We start from the raw sequence: 18,671 nt of genomic DNA on the forward strand, positions 1-18,671 counted from the left end.
GCGCAACAAAACGCATATTTAAGTATTACGACACTCTTTCTCTATCCATTGCAAGTAGTCGCTATACCCAGCGGTTATAGGCAGTTGAACGATTTCTGGCGTATCGTAATCGTGATTAGCAAGAATATCGGCTTCTACTTGTGCGTACAGTGCCGATGTCGTTTTGATAATGACTAGCTTTTCTTGGTCTTTAGCGACTTTCCCTCGCCAGTGATAGTAACTTTCTATCGACTGAACTTGCACGCAGGCCGCCAAACGTTTTTCTATCAATGAGTGAATGATTTTTTCACCAACCTCATCATCAGAAAACGTTGTCATCACCACACACCTTTCACCCATTTTCACCTCTACTTACACCGCTTTCAAACATTGTTTTTAACAATAACAAAAGAGGGGGCATAACGCCCCCTCTAGTTTTACAGCCATATTAGAAAAAATATTAATGCTTACATTACGGGCACTTAGAGACCATTATCTGTTCAGGATCGCCGCTTTCAGTAAATTTGAGGCTCCAAACATATTTCCCAGCTTCAGGGAGAGTCACTGCGGTATCTTTGCCATAGCCACCGCGCTTAAGGTTGGCAACCTTACCTGAGGTTAGCTCAAGCCCATCCGCGGTGTATTGTGGTGACCAATCCTTGCTCGCATATTGCATTCTAAATGCACCGGCTTTTTCATCGACAACCACTTGATAGGTGTTGTCACCTACATAGTTGTAGGCACGATTAGGTTTGTGCTTCCAACCAGCATCAGCAAAGTCTCCGACAACATACAAGGTTTTGCCAACGGGGCCAGCACCTTCCACGACAGGATTATCACATTGAGCCATGAATCCCTCCCCCATCAGTGAAGAAGCCGCAGTAACAGTCGCTACTTTCGTCAATCCGGCCGCTGATGGCTGCTCTATCGACAAGAACTTCGCTTCAAAAGGTGCAAGGTTGATTTGATATTCACCATTGAGAGTGCTGTACACTTTACCCGTCATCAAGTCCACAAGCTGACCTTCAGAGGCAATTTCACTCGCTTTCAATACCACAGTTTTTTGATCAGAGATTGTGCTGACCATATAAACTAACGCGTCATCATCAGCTTGTTTATGATCGACATATACCGTCTCGTTGGCAACAATATTGGTGCGCTCACCACGGCTAAGTGCAAGGTGAACCGATCGTAAAGCCATTAATTGAGAAACGTATTGTTTTAAATCTCGCTGACTTTCGTTGAGTACAGCGGTTACCCCATCAACATTACCATTGGTGCGGGCAACGTGGTCATCGCAAAGCCCTCGGACTGCACAATCTTGTTCTACTTTTTGTGCATAACCCTCCAGCTCATCACCGATCTCTTCGCCGTAGTACAGGGTTATTGGTCCTGAGTAAGCCGCCTGGAAAGACAGCGCCGCTTTATGTCTCTCCCAATATTCAGCTTGTTCCGGTGAGGCTATATTGCCTCGTTGCAGTAAGTCACCAAATCGAACCAAATCATGGTTGCCCAGCATCAAATTCGGCTGAGCGTGGGAAGGATATAGACTGTGTAAGTTCATACCTTCGTTTAACCATTTGCCACCTTTATTGCCAACACCATTTTCATTGGCAGCAAACGTCTCAACGACCCGGTAACGTACTGGGAAATCGAAGGCTGAGCACAACGCAGGATCCCCTTCCATGCCATAGCCGGTTTCCTTAATGTAATTCTCGTTATTCCAGATCTCGGCGACCATGTAGCCAAGCGGGTTAACGGTGTCACCCTCTGCATTAACATAAGTAACAGACTTCGATGCTTCATCGACGCTAGCTCGAATAGCTGTCCAAGCTTCGGTTGGCACTTGGTAAGCTTGGTCCAATCGCCAGCCATCAATTTTAAGCTCTTCAATCCAGAACGTTGCCACTTCTTGATAGAAAGCAAGGCTCTCAGGGTAGCTTACCGGGTTATTCTCGCCGACAGGTAGACGCCCTTCTGGAGAAGGGACGACATTGTCTTTATGGTGGCCAAAAACACCATCAAAAAAGACATAAAGCCCCTTTTCATGGGCTTTCTCAACCAGCTCTTTCGCCTGTTCCATGGTGCCAAAGCGCGGATCGACAGCAAAATAGTTACTGGTAAAGTAACCAGTTGCATCCAATCTATCAGCCCAATGGTCTTGCCCATCAACAGGAATAGAGTCAAAGATTGGCGTTAGCCATATCGCATTCACACCCAATGACTCGATGTAATCCAGTGAATCTATGATGCCTTGTAAGTCGCCTTTATGGTGGCTGGTACCATAGCCAGTGCCGTGTCCTATTGCATCATCACCATTAACGAAGCTCTCTACCATAATTTGATAGATACGCAGGTCATCCGCCTTTGTCATCAAGGTGCTATCGCACATATAGGCATTTGAGCTTACGTTAGCAACATCCACAGCATTATCTGCACTATTACAGGCAGCTAAAGATGCAGCGATAGCTACAGCAAGGAAAGATCGTAGGTTCCTTTTCACATCGAGTCTCCAAGTTTGTTATTTGTTTTCTACATTATTCATATCTTTAGGTGTCCTATACCCTCCCCCCCAACGGTTGAGAAAGGCGTAGATGGGGGGCGTAGACACAATTGAAGAAAAAGACGTAGGAACCAGTACTTACGACGAGAGTATTTGGATAGAGAGCCTCTACAAAATGGGAGCTAAAGCAAAATTTCGCAGCGCACCTAGCAACTTTCTAAACCACATACTGTTAGCAGGGGCGAGTTTTTATGTCACTTTTTGTATGGAGTACAATGTTCGTGAAAGAGCGCCCAAATATATAAAAGAATACTGAATCGACCTATTGCGTTTAAAAAAACAGCACCCGCTCACTGAGTAATCATAAACTTGTCTACCATCTGATTTACACTGATACAATACACGCAATCAATTTTGCTTAATGATAGGTATCAAACCATGCAACACGACCAATTTGAAACGCTAGTTAAGGCTCTTTGCGAATTGGACTCTGTTCCACAAATACTTGAGGCACTTAAAGCCAATGAGGATACAGAGATTGCTGAAGCAGCAGCATCACTAACAGGTCAATTCAATCTTGCTGAAATTGATGGTGAGCAACGCATTTACCACGTTTCTCTTCAAGAAAATGATGATGGCGAACAAGAAGAGTACGTCGAGTGGATCATGAATGTGGGTGATGATGTCATCAAATTTGTCGCTTGGTTCTTCTTCGATATGTTCGATGTAAAAACAAAAGACGTTTATCAAGCAGCAGGTCGTACATACCAGCAGCCTAAACGTAGCTAAGCGAAAGCCATAAGTGTCTTATCGGCCGGTTATTCACTCACACTGATAAGACACTTTATGCTTTGAACCGCAACAACTATGAAGTCCATCTGCTCTTAACCCCCATCACCCCGCAAACAATCGCTTACGGTACTCCCTTGGAGAACAACCGTGATATTGGCGAAAACGATGAGTGAAGTTGAATGGATCTTGATAGCCTAATCGCTGTGCAACCATACCAATAGTCCATTCTTGATAGTGAAGTAAATCTACCGCTTTTTCCATCCGAAGCTGAATCAAGCGCTGCTGTGTTGAACAGTTATAAAGCTGCTTGATGATCCTATTTAACTGCTCGGTGCTAAGAAAACACTGCTTAGCAATGCCTTTCACGGTCCAGTTTAGGTGAAGCTGTGACTCAATATCATTAAATACACTTTGGACACGCAAAACCGAATTTGACGGTGCAAGGTTCGCACTTCCCAGCATCAAGCGTGATAACTCGCTAGCAAAGAGTTTTCTGTAACTCGCTCTTCCACCAATTTCGCTATGCAATAAGTTCATAACAGACCACACTTGTTCACAGATTGGGGTATGCTCCACTCGCTGACCGTTAGCCACCAGCGGTAACCACTTATCTCCAGGCTTAAGCAGTACCCAAGCCATTTTCCAACCTTTCTTTTTGTCCGCCAATTCAAACCGAAATGGCAAACCTGCCGGCAAAATAGTTAGAGTATTAGGCAGTAAATAATATTGCCTGTCTGTAAGGGTGAGCAGCCCCATACCTTCCTGGGTTAACAGTATGGTGTGATTAGTTGTTATAACCCGCTCAATCTCATACCCTTCCTCCAATTCCGCTAGTCCTGCCATAAAAAATCCGCTGTCTGTCAGCTCAGGCAGATCAGATTGAGTAAGAAAGCGCTCTTTACAGGCTTGAGCTAGGTAAACCTCTTCTTTCCAATCTGTTTTCGGTTGCGCCATGGCAAAACCCATGGTGACAGATTCACACAGGTTTTCTGTATTTTCTAACATGTCACTCCATTTTCTGGTTCGCTATAGTTGCCGTCCATTACCAAGCCGACCTATTTCTAATTGGTATGATTCGGAGACTGACGATGACAACAATTAAAAAAACACAAACAGCACTGCCAAATGACCTCTTTGCTCGTATAGCAAAGCTGGCTTTTCCCGTTGCTATTCAAAGTGCCTTAGTGGCAATTCTTGCCCTTGCCGATGTGTTAATGGTGAGCGATTTCGGGCAATCAGCCACTGCAGCTGTCGGTATTGCATCGAAATGGCATTTTGTCGCCATTATGATTATGGCGGGCCTAGCTTCTGCCAATGGCATCTTAGTTTCCCAGTATTGGGGGAAAAGAGACAGTGTTCATGCGAAAACGGTAACAATTCAAGCAATGAAGTTGGGTGCGGTCATCATGATACCCGTTACTTTTATCATCACCGTGTTTGCTCCGCAAATCATGCAGCTTCAGACCAATGATATGGCCGTGATCACACAAGGCAGTCAGTACCTATGGTATAGCTTCCCCGTTCTGATCCTGACGCATGTGATTATTACACTGGAATCTAGCTTACGTGCTAGCGATGATGCCATGCTGCCACTTATTTTGGGAGCCATAACCATTGCACTGAATATTGCCCTAAATTTCCTTTTAATCAAAGGCGGATTTGGTATACCTGCAATGGGAGTCGCTGGGGCAGCCCTCGCAACAACAATTGCTAGATTCGCACAGGTTTTAATGATGTGTTCCGTACTGGTTTACCGCCAACATTGGCTCATTGTCAGCCGTTCTATTCGTAATCACCAAACACTTTGGATGACTTACCGTAAACTTGCGATCCCTCAGTCTTTAAACGCATTTATGTGGGCGCTAGGTACTCTTACCTATCAAATCATTTTTGGTCATATGGGGACTACTGAACTGGCAGTATTCAGCATGATCGGTCCTTTTGAGTCACTGCTATATTCGGTATTCATGGGAATTTCCGTCGCTTGCTCGGTATTAATCGGACAGTCTCTGGGGCGAGATGAGTTTGAAAAAGCCCAGGCGATGACGGTATTCTTCCTGAAGTTTGTCCTAATTATTGGTTTAGGCATGGGGCTATTTCTTTACCTCAACCACCAGTTCGTTTTGTCTTGGCTTAACCTAAATCAAGAAGACTTAATGCCGCTTGCGCAGCCTGCAATGTACGTGATCAGTGTGGGGATCACATTAAGGATGCTCAATATGATTATCATCAACGGTATTCTCCGTACTGGCGGAGAGAATCTATTTTGCTTAAGAATGGACTTCATCGCAATGTGGATGATCGGTATTCCCTTTACCGCGTATGGCGCCTTTATTGGTGAATGGTCTTTCGGCTGGGTTTATTTAGCCTTATTGGCTGAAGAAACCGTTAAGCTATCATTATGCTTTAACCGCTACATGAAACGACGCTGGCTTAACAACCTCACCGTTCAACCACAACCAGCTACGGTATAGTCAGTATTTATCAAAAGAAAAAACGGGCTACGTCTATTGAAAGACGTAGCCCGTTAAGATAGAACTATACCCAAATTACTTGGGTATATACCTTATTTTTAGGCTGCGGCTCTACCCACTACAAGTGAAAACAAAAAGATAGATATTACAGCTGCTAGTAATTTAAGCTCGCGTTTTTTCATATGCGCCTCCTTTAACTGGGCCTAGAATCAAACTACGTACCATCATGATGAAGAAGCCTGTCAGCACTAGGTTCAATGCCAACGACAGCATACTGATCGTCACAATAGGTCCACCAAATCCATATCCGATACTGATCATCAATACACCAGCACCAACTTCACCACGCGGCCACATCCCAATTGATAGTGCCAAGCGTTCTTTTAATGTTGCTTCATTTCGATAGCAAAATAGCGGGAACATTTTGCCGATATTCGACACAATAGAAATCATGATGACGTGAAAAGCAATTTCACTCATTTCCATTGCTGGCATTGCTGTAGTAATACTTGAGTTATCTACTGGTTCAACAGCACCAAAGATCTGAGGTAAACTCAAACCAACTAACACCATAAATAGACAAGCTACGACTGTTGACACTTTTACATCTTTTGCTGATTCGTGCTGAGATTTCATCATGCAGCCCAACACAAAGGCTGGCAGCAATACCTCGAAATGAATATCTGTTGAGATGTAGAACATTTCACAAAGGCCAGCTATTAACACTGAATAGCCAACAATCGCCCCGGCAGAAGAAGGAATTTTCCACTTATGCAAATACTTGTAGCCTATAACGAGAAGCGCAAGCATTAGAAGCAGTGTTAAACCAAGCGCCGGACGCCAGCCAACAACCAAAATTGTCAGCGGAACCATCAGCAATACTGTATCAAGATCATCAAAAATGGCTAATACACGGGCCTTCTTGAACATCCAAGTTGCACCAAGCCCAGCAGCCGCAAGCATAGCAAACAGAACACCCGCAGATGTCGGCGCTGCAAAGCGACCTATCACAAGGGTTTCTTTCCATGCATCTGCATTGAACCATAAGTCACTTGGCATCAACACAAAAATGAAATACAGGACGACCGCAATCCAAGGGAATGTTGCCGTGGTCATTGCCACTACGTAGTCCCAGCTGTACTGCTTCAGGTTGTTTTTATCTATCTCAAACTCACGCCCTACATTAATCATGATGTAGGCTAATGCCGACATCGTTACAACCATAAGTATAGGTTGTAAGGCGCTATAGCCATCGATATACAGGGGTAGCAATTGTGATAGGAACAAGCCAACCAAAAGCAAAATTGAATAGAGTATGACTTTTTTCACATTGTCACCTTATTAAGAGTAATCTTCATTCTAAAAAACCGACTTTCTTATTATTGTCGTGAGTATGAATATATTGATTAAACTTATTACGGTGTTTTATTTAGTGTATAAAAAAGTATGATTATGTAATGGAAATATTGAATGTATTTATATCATCAACAAAGGTTAAGTGATTATTTCAGCAATTTACATTATGAAATAGTTTGAAGGTGAAATATGAGCGGTTTTTTGTGGATTCTCAAATATTCGGGTATGGATTTATTGTGGATAGATAATAACCTTAACTCGGGTTTTTCTTCAAGTCTTTTCTGTCTAGCCGATATGAGAAAACATTTACCCATCATTTGACGTACTTATTTACAGTTCACAATATGTACATACGACATTTACTGATTCAAATCAAAAACACATGCCTTGTAGCACATCCAGAGCCTCCAGAGTTACGATTAAATATCAACCTTTTACTGCAAGATAGAAACTGACATCTGCAACATGTGTTTCAATATCATAACTATGATACAGCTCGAAACATGGTCGTTCATCGACCTCCAAACCAGCGGATTGCACATGCTCGGCTAACGTTTTCCAGTGAGAAGGGTATCCCGACTTATGCCTGACGATTTCACGACACTTACAGTATTTACCTGCTGGCAAGATTTGAATAGCAACATCTTCGCTGGCGACAGTTGTCACTGGAACCGTTAAACAAATATCGGTCCTACACTTTGACGATTCTATTTTTTCAGGATCATCATGATAAATGAACAGACACTGCCCACCTTGTAAGTTGTTCTCTCCTGCCCAACGGTATAGAAGCTCAACTGCGGGCTCATAGTTTTCACCATAGGGCCCAGTGACCCTGATGTAGGCTAAATAGGTTTCGGATATATGTTCACTTTTCATCTCATGACCTGCATAACGAACTAGTATTAGTAATGTAATTTCATTAAACCGCACTGGTTCTCAATAAGGTTAGCCTATGTTTGAATGGCTCAAGAATATCTTTAACCCAACTCAAGCCAACCAGGATAATGTTGTTGAACAACAGATGCCTGATGATGAATCTGATGAACTTGATCGATATGCCAAAGGTAGCCCCGCAGACGATTCTCCTTATGAAGGTAGCCATGATGGCGATGGTGACGGAGGGGATTAATCCTCTGCAGTTGATATATATCAATCCCACGTAAAATATCCCAACGCGCTCAACTGCCTCTAACTACAATATTAACGATAGTTAGACAATCAGTCGGAGGCAGTTATGAGCTTGGTACCTCGAGATTCATGGTTCGACTTCTCACATATGTTTGATCACAACTTCCCTACTTTGAGGCATAGACTCAATGCCGATGTCTACTCACCGCGAATCAACATCGTAGAACAAGAGAAGAACTTTGAAATTACCGCGGACTTACCAGGAGTCAATAAAAGCGATATCTCAGTACAGTTATCCAATGGCTCGCTGACTATTGAAGCGGTAACCAAAAAAGACGACCAAGAAGAGAAAGATGGCAAAGTCATTCGCAAAGAGCGCTATGAAGGAAGATTAATGCGCAGCTTCTACCTGGGCCACAATATCCAGCAAGAAGACGTACAAGCACGCTTCAGTGATGGCGTCCTCACAATTGTGGTTCCCAAACTAGAAGGCACATCTCCAGATAGTACCAATGTTGAGATCAATTAATAGTTCTTTTCGAGATACAAAGAAAGAGGCTAGCTAAACTAGCCTCTTTTTTATTAACACAATTTGGAATGAAACATCTCTCTCTAAGCCTTATAATGCACTTTCCTTTAGCAACGCTGTTCTTTACCTCATGGCCAAATCAAAACCTGTAGTCAGTATCGAGACGTATGGTATCCATACAACCTGGGATGCCGAATCTAAGCACTTGCCCAAGATCAAAACCTTTACTATCGACGTGCCTGCAGAGATAGACATCGAGTTCGGTTTTACTGTCAATATTAAGAAAGCCCGTGGCGAGAAGATCCGCTATTGTATTTACCATCCGGGTATTACTGATGACGATGGGGACGAGTTGGAACCGTTCGATGGGGAATTGCATGTGCGTACTAATGACTGGGATTTTTACCTAGGTGATACTATTTGGGCCCCGATAGCGAATAAAATCGGTAAATGGCGCATGACAATTGAACTTGGCGGTAAAGTTGTGGCTGAAAAGACGTTTAACCTTTATGCCAAAGACGAAGCTGATTTCTGGAAAAAACGTGGATATTAATATCCAAGTACAAGCCATACACGTAACACACACTAATTTCTTAGGTTTCTAATGTATACACAACACTCTGCAGATACTGTTATCGTGCTCGACTTTGAGACAACAGGTCTTTCGCCAAACATGGGCGACCGCGCTATCGAAATTGGTGCTGTAAAAATTCAAAATGGCATCGTGATCGATCAGTTTCAACAACTGATGAATCCGGGGTTCCGTGTTAGCAGCTTTATCGAAGGGTATACCGGCATCACCAATAAAATGCTTGAGTCTGCGCCAAGCTGTCATGCGGTTATGGATGAGTTTGCTGATTTCATTCAAGGGTACAATCTAATCGCTCACAATGCATCTTTCGACCAGCGCTTTCTTAACGCTGAGCTTGAGATGCTAAACCGCCAGTACAGCGGCAATTTTGTCTGCTCTATGCTACTGGCACGACGCCTTTACCAAGATGTCCCTAACCATAAGTTGGGTACATTGGTCAGTGAGCTAAACATAGAAAACAATGGCACTTTCCACCGGGCTTTGGCCGATGCTGAAATGACGGCCAGACTCTGGCAACGTTTGGTCAATGAAGTAAAAACGCAGACTAACCTACAAAAGGTTTCGTTTGATACGATGCGAAAATTGAGCAAAACCAGCAAAGCGGCAATACCGGCTTTGTTTAGAAAGCTCGCAGCCTAACTCAAACAGCTCTCTGTACCCTGCTTAATTTAGATACCCAAGCAATTTAACTTGGGTATCCATTCTAATTTGAAACAGCTAATTACAACAATTTAGCCTGTAGCCATTTGGATATATCGTTGATTTGTGAATAACATACCTGATGTTCCATCGGGTATTCTCGCCAGTTTGGTGTAAAGCCCTTCTGCTTCAACGCCTCAACGGCATCTTTACCCATCGTCGGTAAGACAACAGGATCATAGCTGCCATGCATCACTTCAATCTCTAGATCCTTATTCGCGGTGCTAACTTCAATATCATCAGCGGTCGGAAAATAAGTAGATAACGCTAAAAGCCCAGCCAAAGGCTTGGGATACGTCAGTGCAGCTTGATAAGCCACCGCTCCCCCCTGTGAAAAGCCTGCCAAAATTATCCGGTCACTCCTTATTCCACTAGCAATTTCATGATCCACTAGTTTGCTAATGGCACGAGCAGAATCCAGCAGTTGCTGCGTATTCAATTTGCGTCCAGCCCCCATCTCAAGGATGTCGTACCAAGCAGGCATCACCATGCCGCCATTAATCGTGACAGGAATTGACGGCGAATGAGGAAAGATAAAACGAATAGCCGCTTCCGGTGGTAGATTTAGTTCGGGAAGAATCGCTTCAAAGTCATGACCATTGGCACCAAGACCATGAAGCCAAATAACGGAAGCGCTTGGTGTTTCAGTGGGATCAACAATAACGGAAGATAAAAATAGTGTCATTGAGCCTGCGTCCTGCAAAGAATTGATTTAGTGAGTTTATAGTAAAGCCACCCAAGCAGCTATTCACTTAAGTGGCTTATTCTGGAGCGTTACTCAGGTACGACTCGCGCCGTGCGTCCATCGACATTGACTCGCACCCGCTGCCCGACAGTGAACATCATATTTGGGTTTGCTTCTTGAACAATCGCAATAGTCTCACCGGTATCGTCCATTTTGATGGTTAGGTTCACACCATTTCTCTTTGTCACCCCCTCTGCGGCTTTACTACCCGCATAACCACCCAAGACACCACCACCAATGGCTGCAATATCAGAACCAGAGCCACCCCCTATTTTTGAACCAAGAATACCCCCCACTGCCGCACCGGCGATAGCCCCAACCGCTTGACCTTCCCCTTCAATAGTCACAGGCTCCGTTCGTACGATCACGCCAGTTCGAACCTGCTGGATTGTTCGCGTGTCCGCTACGCCATAGGAATCACCATACGGGTTGCTTGAGCACCCCGTCATCCCTAATCCCAATAAACCGAACAACAATACAAGCGGATAAAACAATTTCTTCATGCTGACACCTTATGTCACGTAGGAACCTGACTTAAGTATAGCGGCAACACTTAAAGCCTCTATGCCAGAGTCATGTCGCGAAACATGACTTTATTGAGCGTAAAAATGGATAAATATCCAGCAGCCAGTTGTGTTTCAATCCTTGTGCTATCAAAAACCATTGCATTTTTTCACTAACACTATAATTTACCAGCACTCAGAGATTATAAAGCGATCAACCGCTTTGGCTTAAACACAGGCAATGAAAACGACCCTTTCACTCCCCAAGTTCATTACGCTGCTCTTCGGGCTATCGCTTGTCTCTCTCTCGACCTACATCAGCTTTCTTTTCCAACCAGGCTTTGAACACAGTCGCTATCACTTAACGCTTGCAGTCGCGTCATCAGAGCAAAGATCGGGTGATGAAGAAGAATGGTATTTATCCTCGCTCCATAAGCATGAGCCCATTGGCTGGATAACTCTCAGTTCTCCACCTTCTTCGCAACGGCACCTAGAGCTCCAACAACGTGCACAGCCTGTCGAGTATGCGGTTCAAACTTCGCATCGTCGTCAACTTGTCCGACAATGGGTCATGGTTGCAATGACAGTTACCGCCTTGCCGCTGTCCGCCTATATGGTATTGAAAGTAAACCACCGTCTGGGAGGTTGGAAAGAAGCCAATATTCAATATCGATCAATCGTTGAACATCAACGATTCAAGCCTAACAACACCTGATATTTCTTAGCGGTTCAATACAACCGCTACGCGCATCTGCTTATGCAATGCGCTTTTTGTTATTGCTTGCGAATCATAAAAATATGCTTAATTACAGACCAAGAATTGATTACCCTCTGTTAATCGCCATCACCTCGCTGATCTTACTCGGCTCTCTCACCGTGTGGAGTGCAAGCGGCTTTAGTGAGCCAATGCTCGAACGACATCTTATCCGCGCCTTAATCGCATTGGCTTGTTTGGTGGTTATGTCCGCCATTCCACCGATTAAATATCAGCATGCAGCACCATACCTGTATGGTTTGGCTGTGGTCTTACTGCTTGGTGTAATTGTTATGGGTGACAGTACCAATGGCTCTCAGCGTTGGTTGGCAATTGGCCCGATCCGCTTCCAGCCGTCAGAACTGGTCAAAGTCGCAATACCAATGATGGTTGCTTGGCTATTGGTTGTTGATGCTGGACGACCAGATCTAAAAAAAATTGGTCTATGCTTGCTGGTTACAGGAGTACCGGCTGGACTCATTTTTATTCAGCCTGATCTCGACGGTGCCATCTTCACGATTATCTACGCCCTATTTGTCCTTTATTTTGCAGGAATGAGTTGGAAGATCATCGGCTCATTTCTTGGCGGCATTGCCACTGCCGTTCCTCTGCTGTGGTTCTTCGTTATGGAAGCCTATCAGAAAAAGCGTGTCACTCAGTTTCTTGACCCTGAATCGGACCCACTTGGTGCGGGTTATCAGATCATTCAATCATTGATAGCGATTGGCTCTGGTGGGATAAAGGGCAAGGGATGGATGAATGCCACTCAAGGACATCTTGGCTTTATCCCTGAAAGCCATACCGATTTTATCTTCTCTACTTATGCAGAAGAATGGGGATTTATTGGCACGTTAATATTACTAGGGTTGTATCTGTTTATTACCGGTCGAGTGATCTGGTTAGCTTGTCAGTGTGAATCACCATTTAACCGTCTGGTCAGCGGTGCGTTATCATTGAGCTTCTTCTTGTATGCCTTCATCAATATGGGCATGGTTAGCGGTGTGCTGCCTGTTATGGGTAGTCCTCTGCCCTTCTTTAGTTATGGCGGTACGGCAATGATCACTCAAGGCGTGTGTTTTGGCATCATCATGTCATTGTGTCTCTATAAACCCTACAAGAGTAAATAGAGTCGCTACTGTCCTGATCAAAAAAGCGCGGCCAATGCCGCGCTTTTTATCAACGTTGAATTACTTCACGAAATACATGTCTTTCGCGTAGATATTGCCCTTTGGATTATTGATCGGAAAGCCTTTTAGATCCGCTTTAACCAATCGAGTATGGTTGTAGTGATAAAGTGGGATCACAGGCGCGGCATCATTCAAAATGACTTCTACCTGATGATACAACTGATAACGTTCTGACTGATCAGAAGCAGTTGCCGCCTTCGCCAGCAAGTCATCAAACTTGCTGTTACAAAATCCGGTTTCATTGCTCACATGACCACACTGGAAGCTGCCAAGCACCGATGAGGGCTCAGCAAAATCACCAAAGGCATAAGAACGTGCCAAAGTAAAATCACCCACTGTTTTTGCCGACAAGTAAGCATTCCACTCCATATTGTTGAGGTGAACTTTTACACCTAGTGGTTTCCACATTGAGGCTATCGCCAACGCAATTTTCTTGTGGTTTTCACTGGTGTTGTAAGTCAGCTTAATCGTCAGCGGTTTGCTTTGGCTATACCCGGCCTCAGCCAACAAGCCTTTGGCTGCATTCAAACGTGCCTTCTGATCTTCAGCTTTAAACGAAGGAACTGCTCCCTCATAACCTGCAATAATATCAGGTACTACGGCGTACGCCGCGGGTTCACCCTGACCAGTAATCTTCTCCACAAGTAGCTCTCGATCAATGACCATACTCAATGCACGGCGTACATCAGCATTATCAAAAGGTTCAACGCGGGTATTGAAAGCATAAACGTATGATCCCAGAAGTCGTAGAGCCTGAATCTGCTCAGGGCTTTCTTTCATCAGTTTCTGGTAATACTCAAGCTGGACCCGGTTTGTCATGTGGATCTCACCGGCTTGATATCTTGTAAGCTCAGAATTTTGTGAAGATAAAGCGAGGTAAGTAACCCCTGCAATTATTGTTTTATCATCATCACGATATTGGCTATTTCTAACGACTTCGACCTTTTCATTCGGTACCCACTGCTTCAGCTGATAGGCGCCGTTAGAAACAAAGTACTCGGCACGAGTCCAACTATCTCCGTGCTTCTCTACCGTAGCTTGTGGCACAGGGAAGAAAGTTTTTATACTCATCATACTGATGAAGTACGGCGTTGGGCGAGTCAGCGATACCACCAAGGTTCGCGCATCTAACGCTTTAACGCCTAACTCTGAAGACGGTTTGTTGCCAGCGACAATCTCATCGGCATTAACAACATTGGCAGTTTGCAAGTTAAAGCCAGTACTGTTACCCGTTTTAATATCTACAGCGCGCTGCCAAGCATAAACAAAGTCGCCGGCTGTTAAAGGCGTACCATCTGACCACTTTAGTCCATCACGTAAAACGAAAGTCACCGTTTTTCCGTCTTCGGAGATAGACCACGACTGCGCCTGCCCAGGTATGGTTTCACCAGTGAGGCTCTCGATCACCAAGCCTTCAAAAAGATCGTTGACGATCACATCGCCCGGACTACCTGAGCTGACAAAGCCAGGATCAACAGTATCGGGCTCTGCACCATTGGCCCTTACCAATTGTTGAGTTTGTGCCAGTTCGACACCTGCTGGAACATCAGCGGCGATCAGATTAAACGACGGAAAAACAAGTGCAGCACTGATGGCTGCGGAAAGAGCATACATTTTCACTACAAAGTCCTTTTTAAGCGTTATTTTTATTACTTCCTGTTGTCAGAGTGACCCATAGATAGAACGCTATATTGTCCTTCAAATCAATAAGGAATTAGCATGATGAAATAACTTAGATTAATCGTTGCTATAGTACAAAAAAGACAAAAATCAGCACTGGAAAACGATAAATTTGCAGTATACTTTCCTAGTATTCATCAAGCCCACCTTTTCGTTCACAATACATTGAGCAACATACTGCTCTATATACTCATCGAACACTGATTACTATGCTCGTTACTTCAGAAGATATCTACGACACCAAAACCTTGATTCGCTACCTGAATCAGCACCAAGATAAGATTACGGTTAAACCTGCTCGTTTCGAAAAAGATCAGATACTTCTCAGCCAAGGACAGCAAGTCGACCAATTACTGTTTATTTTAGAAGGCGAGATCAGCTTAAACCGTCAAACTGTACACGGTCGTCGTTTCCAACTAGGTACTTATAAACACAATGGTTTTATTGGCTTAATGGAGCTATTTTCTGAAAAGCCCTGCTTTTATACCGTTTGTGCAAACAGTGAATGTACAGGTTATCTTTTTGATACCAAACAGTTTACCCAACTGATCTACCAAACCCCCGAACTGGCCAAGTTTGTATTCAAGCACATTACCTCTAAATGGTATTTGTCTGTTGAAAAAATGACCCGAAATATCCTTCACACCATCAAATACTGCGTGATTGAGGAACTGCTTTCTTTTGATGAACAAAATCCTGGCGAAAAGCTCTATATCAATAAGACTCTGGAGTCCGAACGGCTTGGTACCAGCATCCGCGTTTATAACCGTATTATCAAACAGCTACAGGTTGAAGGAGCGATTGAGGTAGGTAGAAATTTCATTCTAGTCTGCAACCGAGAGTTGCTGAAAGAAGTTTTAGATAAGGAAATAGACAAATAGCTGACCTAAAGATTTATATGTTACCTATGGGCCAGCTACCAAGTTTTAACGTCTAAAAAATTAGTTCCAGCGTTCGTGCTTTAACATATCTTCCGTTGTGAAGTTAGGATAAGCCTGCTCCCACATCTTCAAGCCATCATATTGATCACTTGAGTATTGTTCGAAAAATGTGTCGAGATCAGCAATCATTTTCACGCGTAGCTCTTCTCGCGGTGGCTCAGACAAGAAACGCTCACCCATCGGATTGCTTAGATCGTACCAGTGATCTTCTGGTTCTTTGTTAACTTCCGGATTCGGATAGTAACGAATAAGTTTCCAATGCCCATTTGAAATCATTCTGGAGTTGCCACGTTCTGCAAACTGATATTCACGCCAGTTTCGTACTCGCTCACCTTTAAGCATGGGTAGCAATGTCTTACCTGGGCCATAACTTGTGTCATAAGATTGCTTGTCGCCAGCGGCTAGATCTAGCACAGTAGCATGTAGATCAAGCAGATCAACGAACTCACCACGTACTTGCTTAGGCCTTACGTATCTTTCTGGCCCTGAAACAACGAATGGTATACGCACTGTTTCTTCATAATAGTTGTACGGGAATGACGCATTTACCTTGCCGTACAAACCATGCTGCCCCATCAACAATCCATGATCAGAAACGAAAGCGATTACTGTGTTCTCAAGTAAATCACGCCCTTCAAGACCATCAATCAACTTACCTAGTTGATCGTCTAGCAAGGTAACTGCGGCTAAGTATTGAGCTAATTGCTCTTCGTGGTCATCTGGTACCAAGGTGAAATCACTCATATGCTCAAGCACAGAGTTACCTCCAAACGCCACAACCTTATGGGCAATACCTCGGTATTTGGTTACCAAGCGCTCTGGAAGTCCTTCGAATGGGAAGTGAGGCTCGACATAGTTGAGGCTGACGAAAAAAGGTTGCTCATTTTCCTGATCAATAAACTTAAACGTTTCATCCGTTAAGAACTGTGCCTGAATTCCGGTGTATTCCATATTCTCGCCATCGCTGGAGAACAAAACCGTACCAGAGTGTAAGTATTGGTTTTTCCAGCCCGCTTCGAGTGCATCATAGCTCAGCCAACGGTCAAACCCCCGAATAGGATCTTTACTATCAGTCGTCGCATGCCACTTACCCATCAAGGCGGTACGATAACCTTCGTCTTTCATTCTCTCAGAAAGGAGTTTCTCGCCATCTAGCCAATTGGCATCGAATTTCGGGTCTTCCGCCAAGAAATCATAGACTCCATGTTGCGAAGGCATTTTCCCAGTATGGAACGATGCACGGGCTGCTGAACTCACCGGCGCCGGTGTCATACCATTTTCGAAACGAACACCATTTTCTGCTAAGTAATCCAGATTAGGTGTTTCAATAATGTCTTGATTGCGAAAGCTCGTTGCCCATTGCCCGAGATCATCAGCCATGATAACGATGATATTTGGTTGATCATTTGTACTCACATTTTCTGTTGCCTGTACAAATGGCGAGCATGACAAGGCCGCCAATGCACACCCTTTGGCAATGGCATTTAATTTAAACATGGCACGTACTCCATTTACTGCTGTTGAGATTCTTTCTTTTTAATGATTTGCATAATCGCTGCAGGTGGGTAATTGTTATCATAAAGCTTTTTCATTAACCCCATATAGGGTAATGAGTATTGAAAAAATGCTTTATAGCCTGCGCAAAGATAGTTTTGATCCGGCTTGCCTGATGATGAAATAGCAAAACGATGCTTAGGGCAGCCGCCATGACAGAGTGAGCGAAATTCACAGCGTCGACAGTCTTGAGAAAGCGTGTCAGATTTAGCCAAACCGAACAGTCGATTGTTCTCACTGCTATTCATTTGGGTGATGCTTGTTTCGTGGATATTACCCAGCTTATATTCAGGGTAAACATAGTGATCGCAGCTATACAGATCACCATTTGCTTCAAGGGCAAATGCGCTGCCGCACTGTGGTGAAAACACACAAATTTGAGCTGGCTGCTCACAAGTTAGAGCAAAGGTATTCTCAAACATTTGGATAAACACATTGCCTATGTCTTGCCTGACCCACTCATGGAATATTTGAGTCAGAAACTCACCAAAAGCGTTTGGCTCGACGGACCATCCACACACCTCCCCTGCAATGTTGCTCTCGGGGTTAATTAGGGTCAGTCCACTGGCTGTACTCTCACTGGCTTTTTGTTCGACCAATGGAGTAAATTGCATATGCTGGCTACCTAATTGTTTTAGGTAGCGATAAACACTCAGGGCGTGTTGAACATTTGCCGTGCTAACCACTGTTAGGGTATTAAATTCAATCTTATATATATTGAACAGCGATATAGCCGCTTCAACTTTAGAGTGGGTCGGTTTTCCTGCACGGGTTTTACGGTAAATGTCATGCAGTTCAGCGGGGCCATCAATCGATATGCCAATCAAGAAACCGTGCTGTTTAAAAAACACACACCACTTTTCATCAATCAGGATACCGTTGGTTTGAAAGGTATTAATCACCTTCTTTCCCTGACGATACTTCTGCTGTAATAACACCGCTTGTTCAAAAAACGCTAATCCACGTAATGTAGGTTCACCGCCCTGCCAGGCAAAGACCACTTCATTACCGCTTTGGGCCTCAATCTGCTGCTGGATGTATGCATCTAAGGTTTCTTCACCCATCATCCAGTTTTCACCGCGTTCTGGATACAGCTTTTCTTTCTCTAAATAAAAGCAATACGAGCAGTCGATATTGCATTTTGAGCCAGTCGGTTTTGCCATGACATGACAGCCTGAAGGCTTCCAAGTTTGTATATTCATCCGCATCCACCGGCACGTTTAATCGTTTGCGTGCGGATGTTAGGCAAGTTCTA

19 protein-coding genes are annotated in these 18,671 nt (G+C 44.0%); 9 read left to right on the forward strand and 10 right to left on the reverse strand.

The genetic code is table 11. From position 1 onward, the window contains the following. Positions 1-18: 18 nt before the first annotated feature. A complete protein-coding gene (cutA, locus tag ACVA58_RS07965) occupies positions 19-318 on the reverse strand; it encodes a divalent-cation tolerance protein CutA (protein ID WP_446509905.1) in 300 nt (99 codons plus the stop codon). 133 nt (positions 319-451) lie between these two features. Continuing rightward, positions 452-2,482: an alpha-amylase family glycosyl hydrolase gene (locus tag ACVA58_RS07970; protein ID WP_446509906.1), complete on the reverse strand. Its 2,031-nt coding sequence runs from the start codon at positions 2,480-2,482 to the stop codon at positions 452-454. Between the two features lie 438 nt (positions 2,483-2,920). On the opposite strand from ACVA58_RS07970, the gene ACVA58_RS07975 reads away from it, so the two are divergent. Further along, positions 2,921-3,271 (forward strand): hypothetical protein, encoded by a 351-nt coding sequence (locus tag ACVA58_RS07975; protein WP_446509907.1) that lies wholly within the window; start codon positions 2,921-2,923, stop codon positions 3,269-3,271. Between the two features lie 105 nt (positions 3,272-3,376). Here the strand turns inward: ACVA58_RS07975 and ACVA58_RS07980 are convergent, their stop codons facing one another. Next, complete coding sequence (locus ACVA58_RS07980) at positions 3,377-4,279, reverse strand: AraC family transcriptional regulator (protein ID WP_446509908.1); 903 nt, start codon at positions 4,277-4,279, stop codon at positions 3,377-3,379. Positions 4,280-4,362: 83 nt separating this feature from the next. On the opposite strand from ACVA58_RS07980, the gene ACVA58_RS07985 reads away from it, so the two are divergent. Next, positions 4,363-5,748: an MATE family efflux transporter gene (locus ACVA58_RS07985; RefSeq protein ID WP_446509909.1), complete on the forward strand. Its 1,386-nt coding sequence runs from the start codon at positions 4,363-4,365 to the stop codon at positions 5,746-5,748. 162 nt (positions 5,749-5,910) lie between these two features. Here ACVA58_RS07985 and ACVA58_RS07990 read toward each other — a convergent pair whose 3' ends face one another. Together ACVA58_RS07990 and ACVA58_RS07995 are read right to left on the reverse strand one after the other, a co-directional pair. Next, the gene (locus ACVA58_RS07990) at positions 5,911-7,077 is read right to left on the reverse strand and encodes a sodium:proton antiporter (RefSeq protein WP_446509910.1); all 1,167 of its coding nucleotides are present in this window, start codon (positions 7,075-7,077) and stop codon (positions 5,911-5,913) included. A gap of 453 nt (positions 7,078-7,530) precedes the next feature. Further along, on the reverse strand, positions 7,531-7,980 hold the full coding sequence (locus ACVA58_RS07995) for an AraC family transcriptional regulator (RefSeq protein WP_446509911.1): 450 nt from the start codon (positions 7,978-7,980) through the stop codon (positions 7,531-7,533). Between the two features lie 76 nt (positions 7,981-8,056). Here ACVA58_RS07995 and ACVA58_RS08000 point away from each other — a divergent pair, with 76 nt between their 5' ends. The 4 genes from ACVA58_RS08000 to ACVA58_RS08015 all read left to right on the forward strand — a co-directional run bounded on the left by ACVA58_RS08000 (position 8,057) and on the right by ACVA58_RS08015 (position 9,992). After that, complete coding sequence (locus ACVA58_RS08000; RefSeq protein ID WP_446509912.1) at positions 8,057-8,233, forward strand: hypothetical protein; 177 nt, start codon at positions 8,057-8,059, stop codon at positions 8,231-8,233. A 105-nt stretch (positions 8,234-8,338) separates the two neighbouring features. After that, positions 8,339-8,761: an Hsp20/alpha crystallin family protein gene (locus ACVA58_RS08005; RefSeq protein ID WP_446509913.1), complete on the forward strand. Its 423-nt coding sequence runs from the start codon at positions 8,339-8,341 to the stop codon at positions 8,759-8,761. A gap of 130 nt (positions 8,762-8,891) precedes the next feature. Next, a complete protein-coding gene (locus tag ACVA58_RS08010; RefSeq protein WP_446509914.1) occupies positions 8,892-9,314 on the forward strand; it encodes a DUF3859 domain-containing protein in 423 nt (140 codons plus the stop codon). A 51-nt stretch (positions 9,315-9,365) separates the two neighbouring features. Further along, positions 9,366-9,992 carry a 3'-5' exonuclease gene (locus ACVA58_RS08015; RefSeq protein ID WP_446509915.1) on the forward strand — a complete coding sequence of 209 codons (627 nt, stop codon included), beginning with the start codon at positions 9,366-9,368 and terminating at the stop codon, positions 9,990-9,992. Between the two features lie 82 nt (positions 9,993-10,074). Here ACVA58_RS08015 and ACVA58_RS08020 read toward each other — a convergent pair whose 3' ends face one another. Beyond that, positions 10,075-10,737: an alpha/beta hydrolase gene (locus ACVA58_RS08020; RefSeq protein WP_446509916.1), complete on the reverse strand. Its 663-nt coding sequence runs from the start codon at positions 10,735-10,737 to the stop codon at positions 10,075-10,077. A gap of 89 nt (positions 10,738-10,826) precedes the next feature. Beyond that, the gene (locus ACVA58_RS08025; protein ID WP_446509917.1) at positions 10,827-11,300 is read right to left on the reverse strand and encodes a glycine zipper 2TM domain-containing protein; all 474 of its coding nucleotides are present in this window, start codon (positions 11,298-11,300) and stop codon (positions 10,827-10,829) included. Positions 11,301-11,541: 241 nt separating this feature from the next. Between ACVA58_RS08025 and ACVA58_RS08030 the strand changes: the two genes are divergently transcribed. Continuing rightward, entirely contained in the window at positions 11,542-12,015 is a 474-nt protein-coding gene (locus ACVA58_RS08030) for a hypothetical protein (RefSeq protein WP_446509918.1), read from the forward strand. An 83-nt stretch (positions 12,016-12,098) separates the two neighbouring features. Further along, positions 12,099-13,181 carry a rod shape-determining protein RodA gene (rodA, locus tag ACVA58_RS08035; protein WP_446509919.1) on the forward strand — a complete coding sequence of 361 codons (1,083 nt, stop codon included), beginning with the start codon at positions 12,099-12,101 and terminating at the stop codon, positions 13,179-13,181. Between the two features lie 60 nt (positions 13,182-13,241). Here rodA and ACVA58_RS08040 read toward each other — a convergent pair whose 3' ends face one another. After that, on the reverse strand, positions 13,242-14,855 hold the full coding sequence (locus ACVA58_RS08040; RefSeq protein WP_446510144.1) for a peptide ABC transporter substrate-binding protein: 1,614 nt from the start codon (positions 14,853-14,855) through the stop codon (positions 13,242-13,244). 275 nt (positions 14,856-15,130) lie between these two features. Here ACVA58_RS08040 and ACVA58_RS08045 point away from each other — a divergent pair, with 275 nt between their 5' ends. Beyond that, complete coding sequence (locus tag ACVA58_RS08045) at positions 15,131-15,802, forward strand: Crp/Fnr family transcriptional regulator (protein ID WP_446509920.1); 672 nt, start codon at positions 15,131-15,133, stop codon at positions 15,800-15,802. A gap of 60 nt (positions 15,803-15,862) precedes the next feature. On the opposite strand, the gene ACVA58_RS08050 is transcribed toward ACVA58_RS08045, so the two are convergent. Further along, positions 15,863-17,359 carry a sulfatase family protein gene (locus ACVA58_RS08050; protein WP_446509921.1) on the reverse strand — a complete coding sequence of 499 codons (1,497 nt, stop codon included), beginning with the start codon at positions 17,357-17,359 and terminating at the stop codon, positions 15,863-15,865. Between the two features lie 14 nt (positions 17,360-17,373). Next, entirely contained in the window at positions 17,374-18,618 is a 1,245-nt protein-coding gene (locus tag ACVA58_RS08055; RefSeq protein ID WP_446509922.1) for an anaerobic sulfatase maturase, read from the reverse strand. Positions 18,619-18,671 lie beyond the last annotated feature (53 nt).

Source organism: Photobacterium sp. DNB22_13_2 (assembly GCF_052873915.1).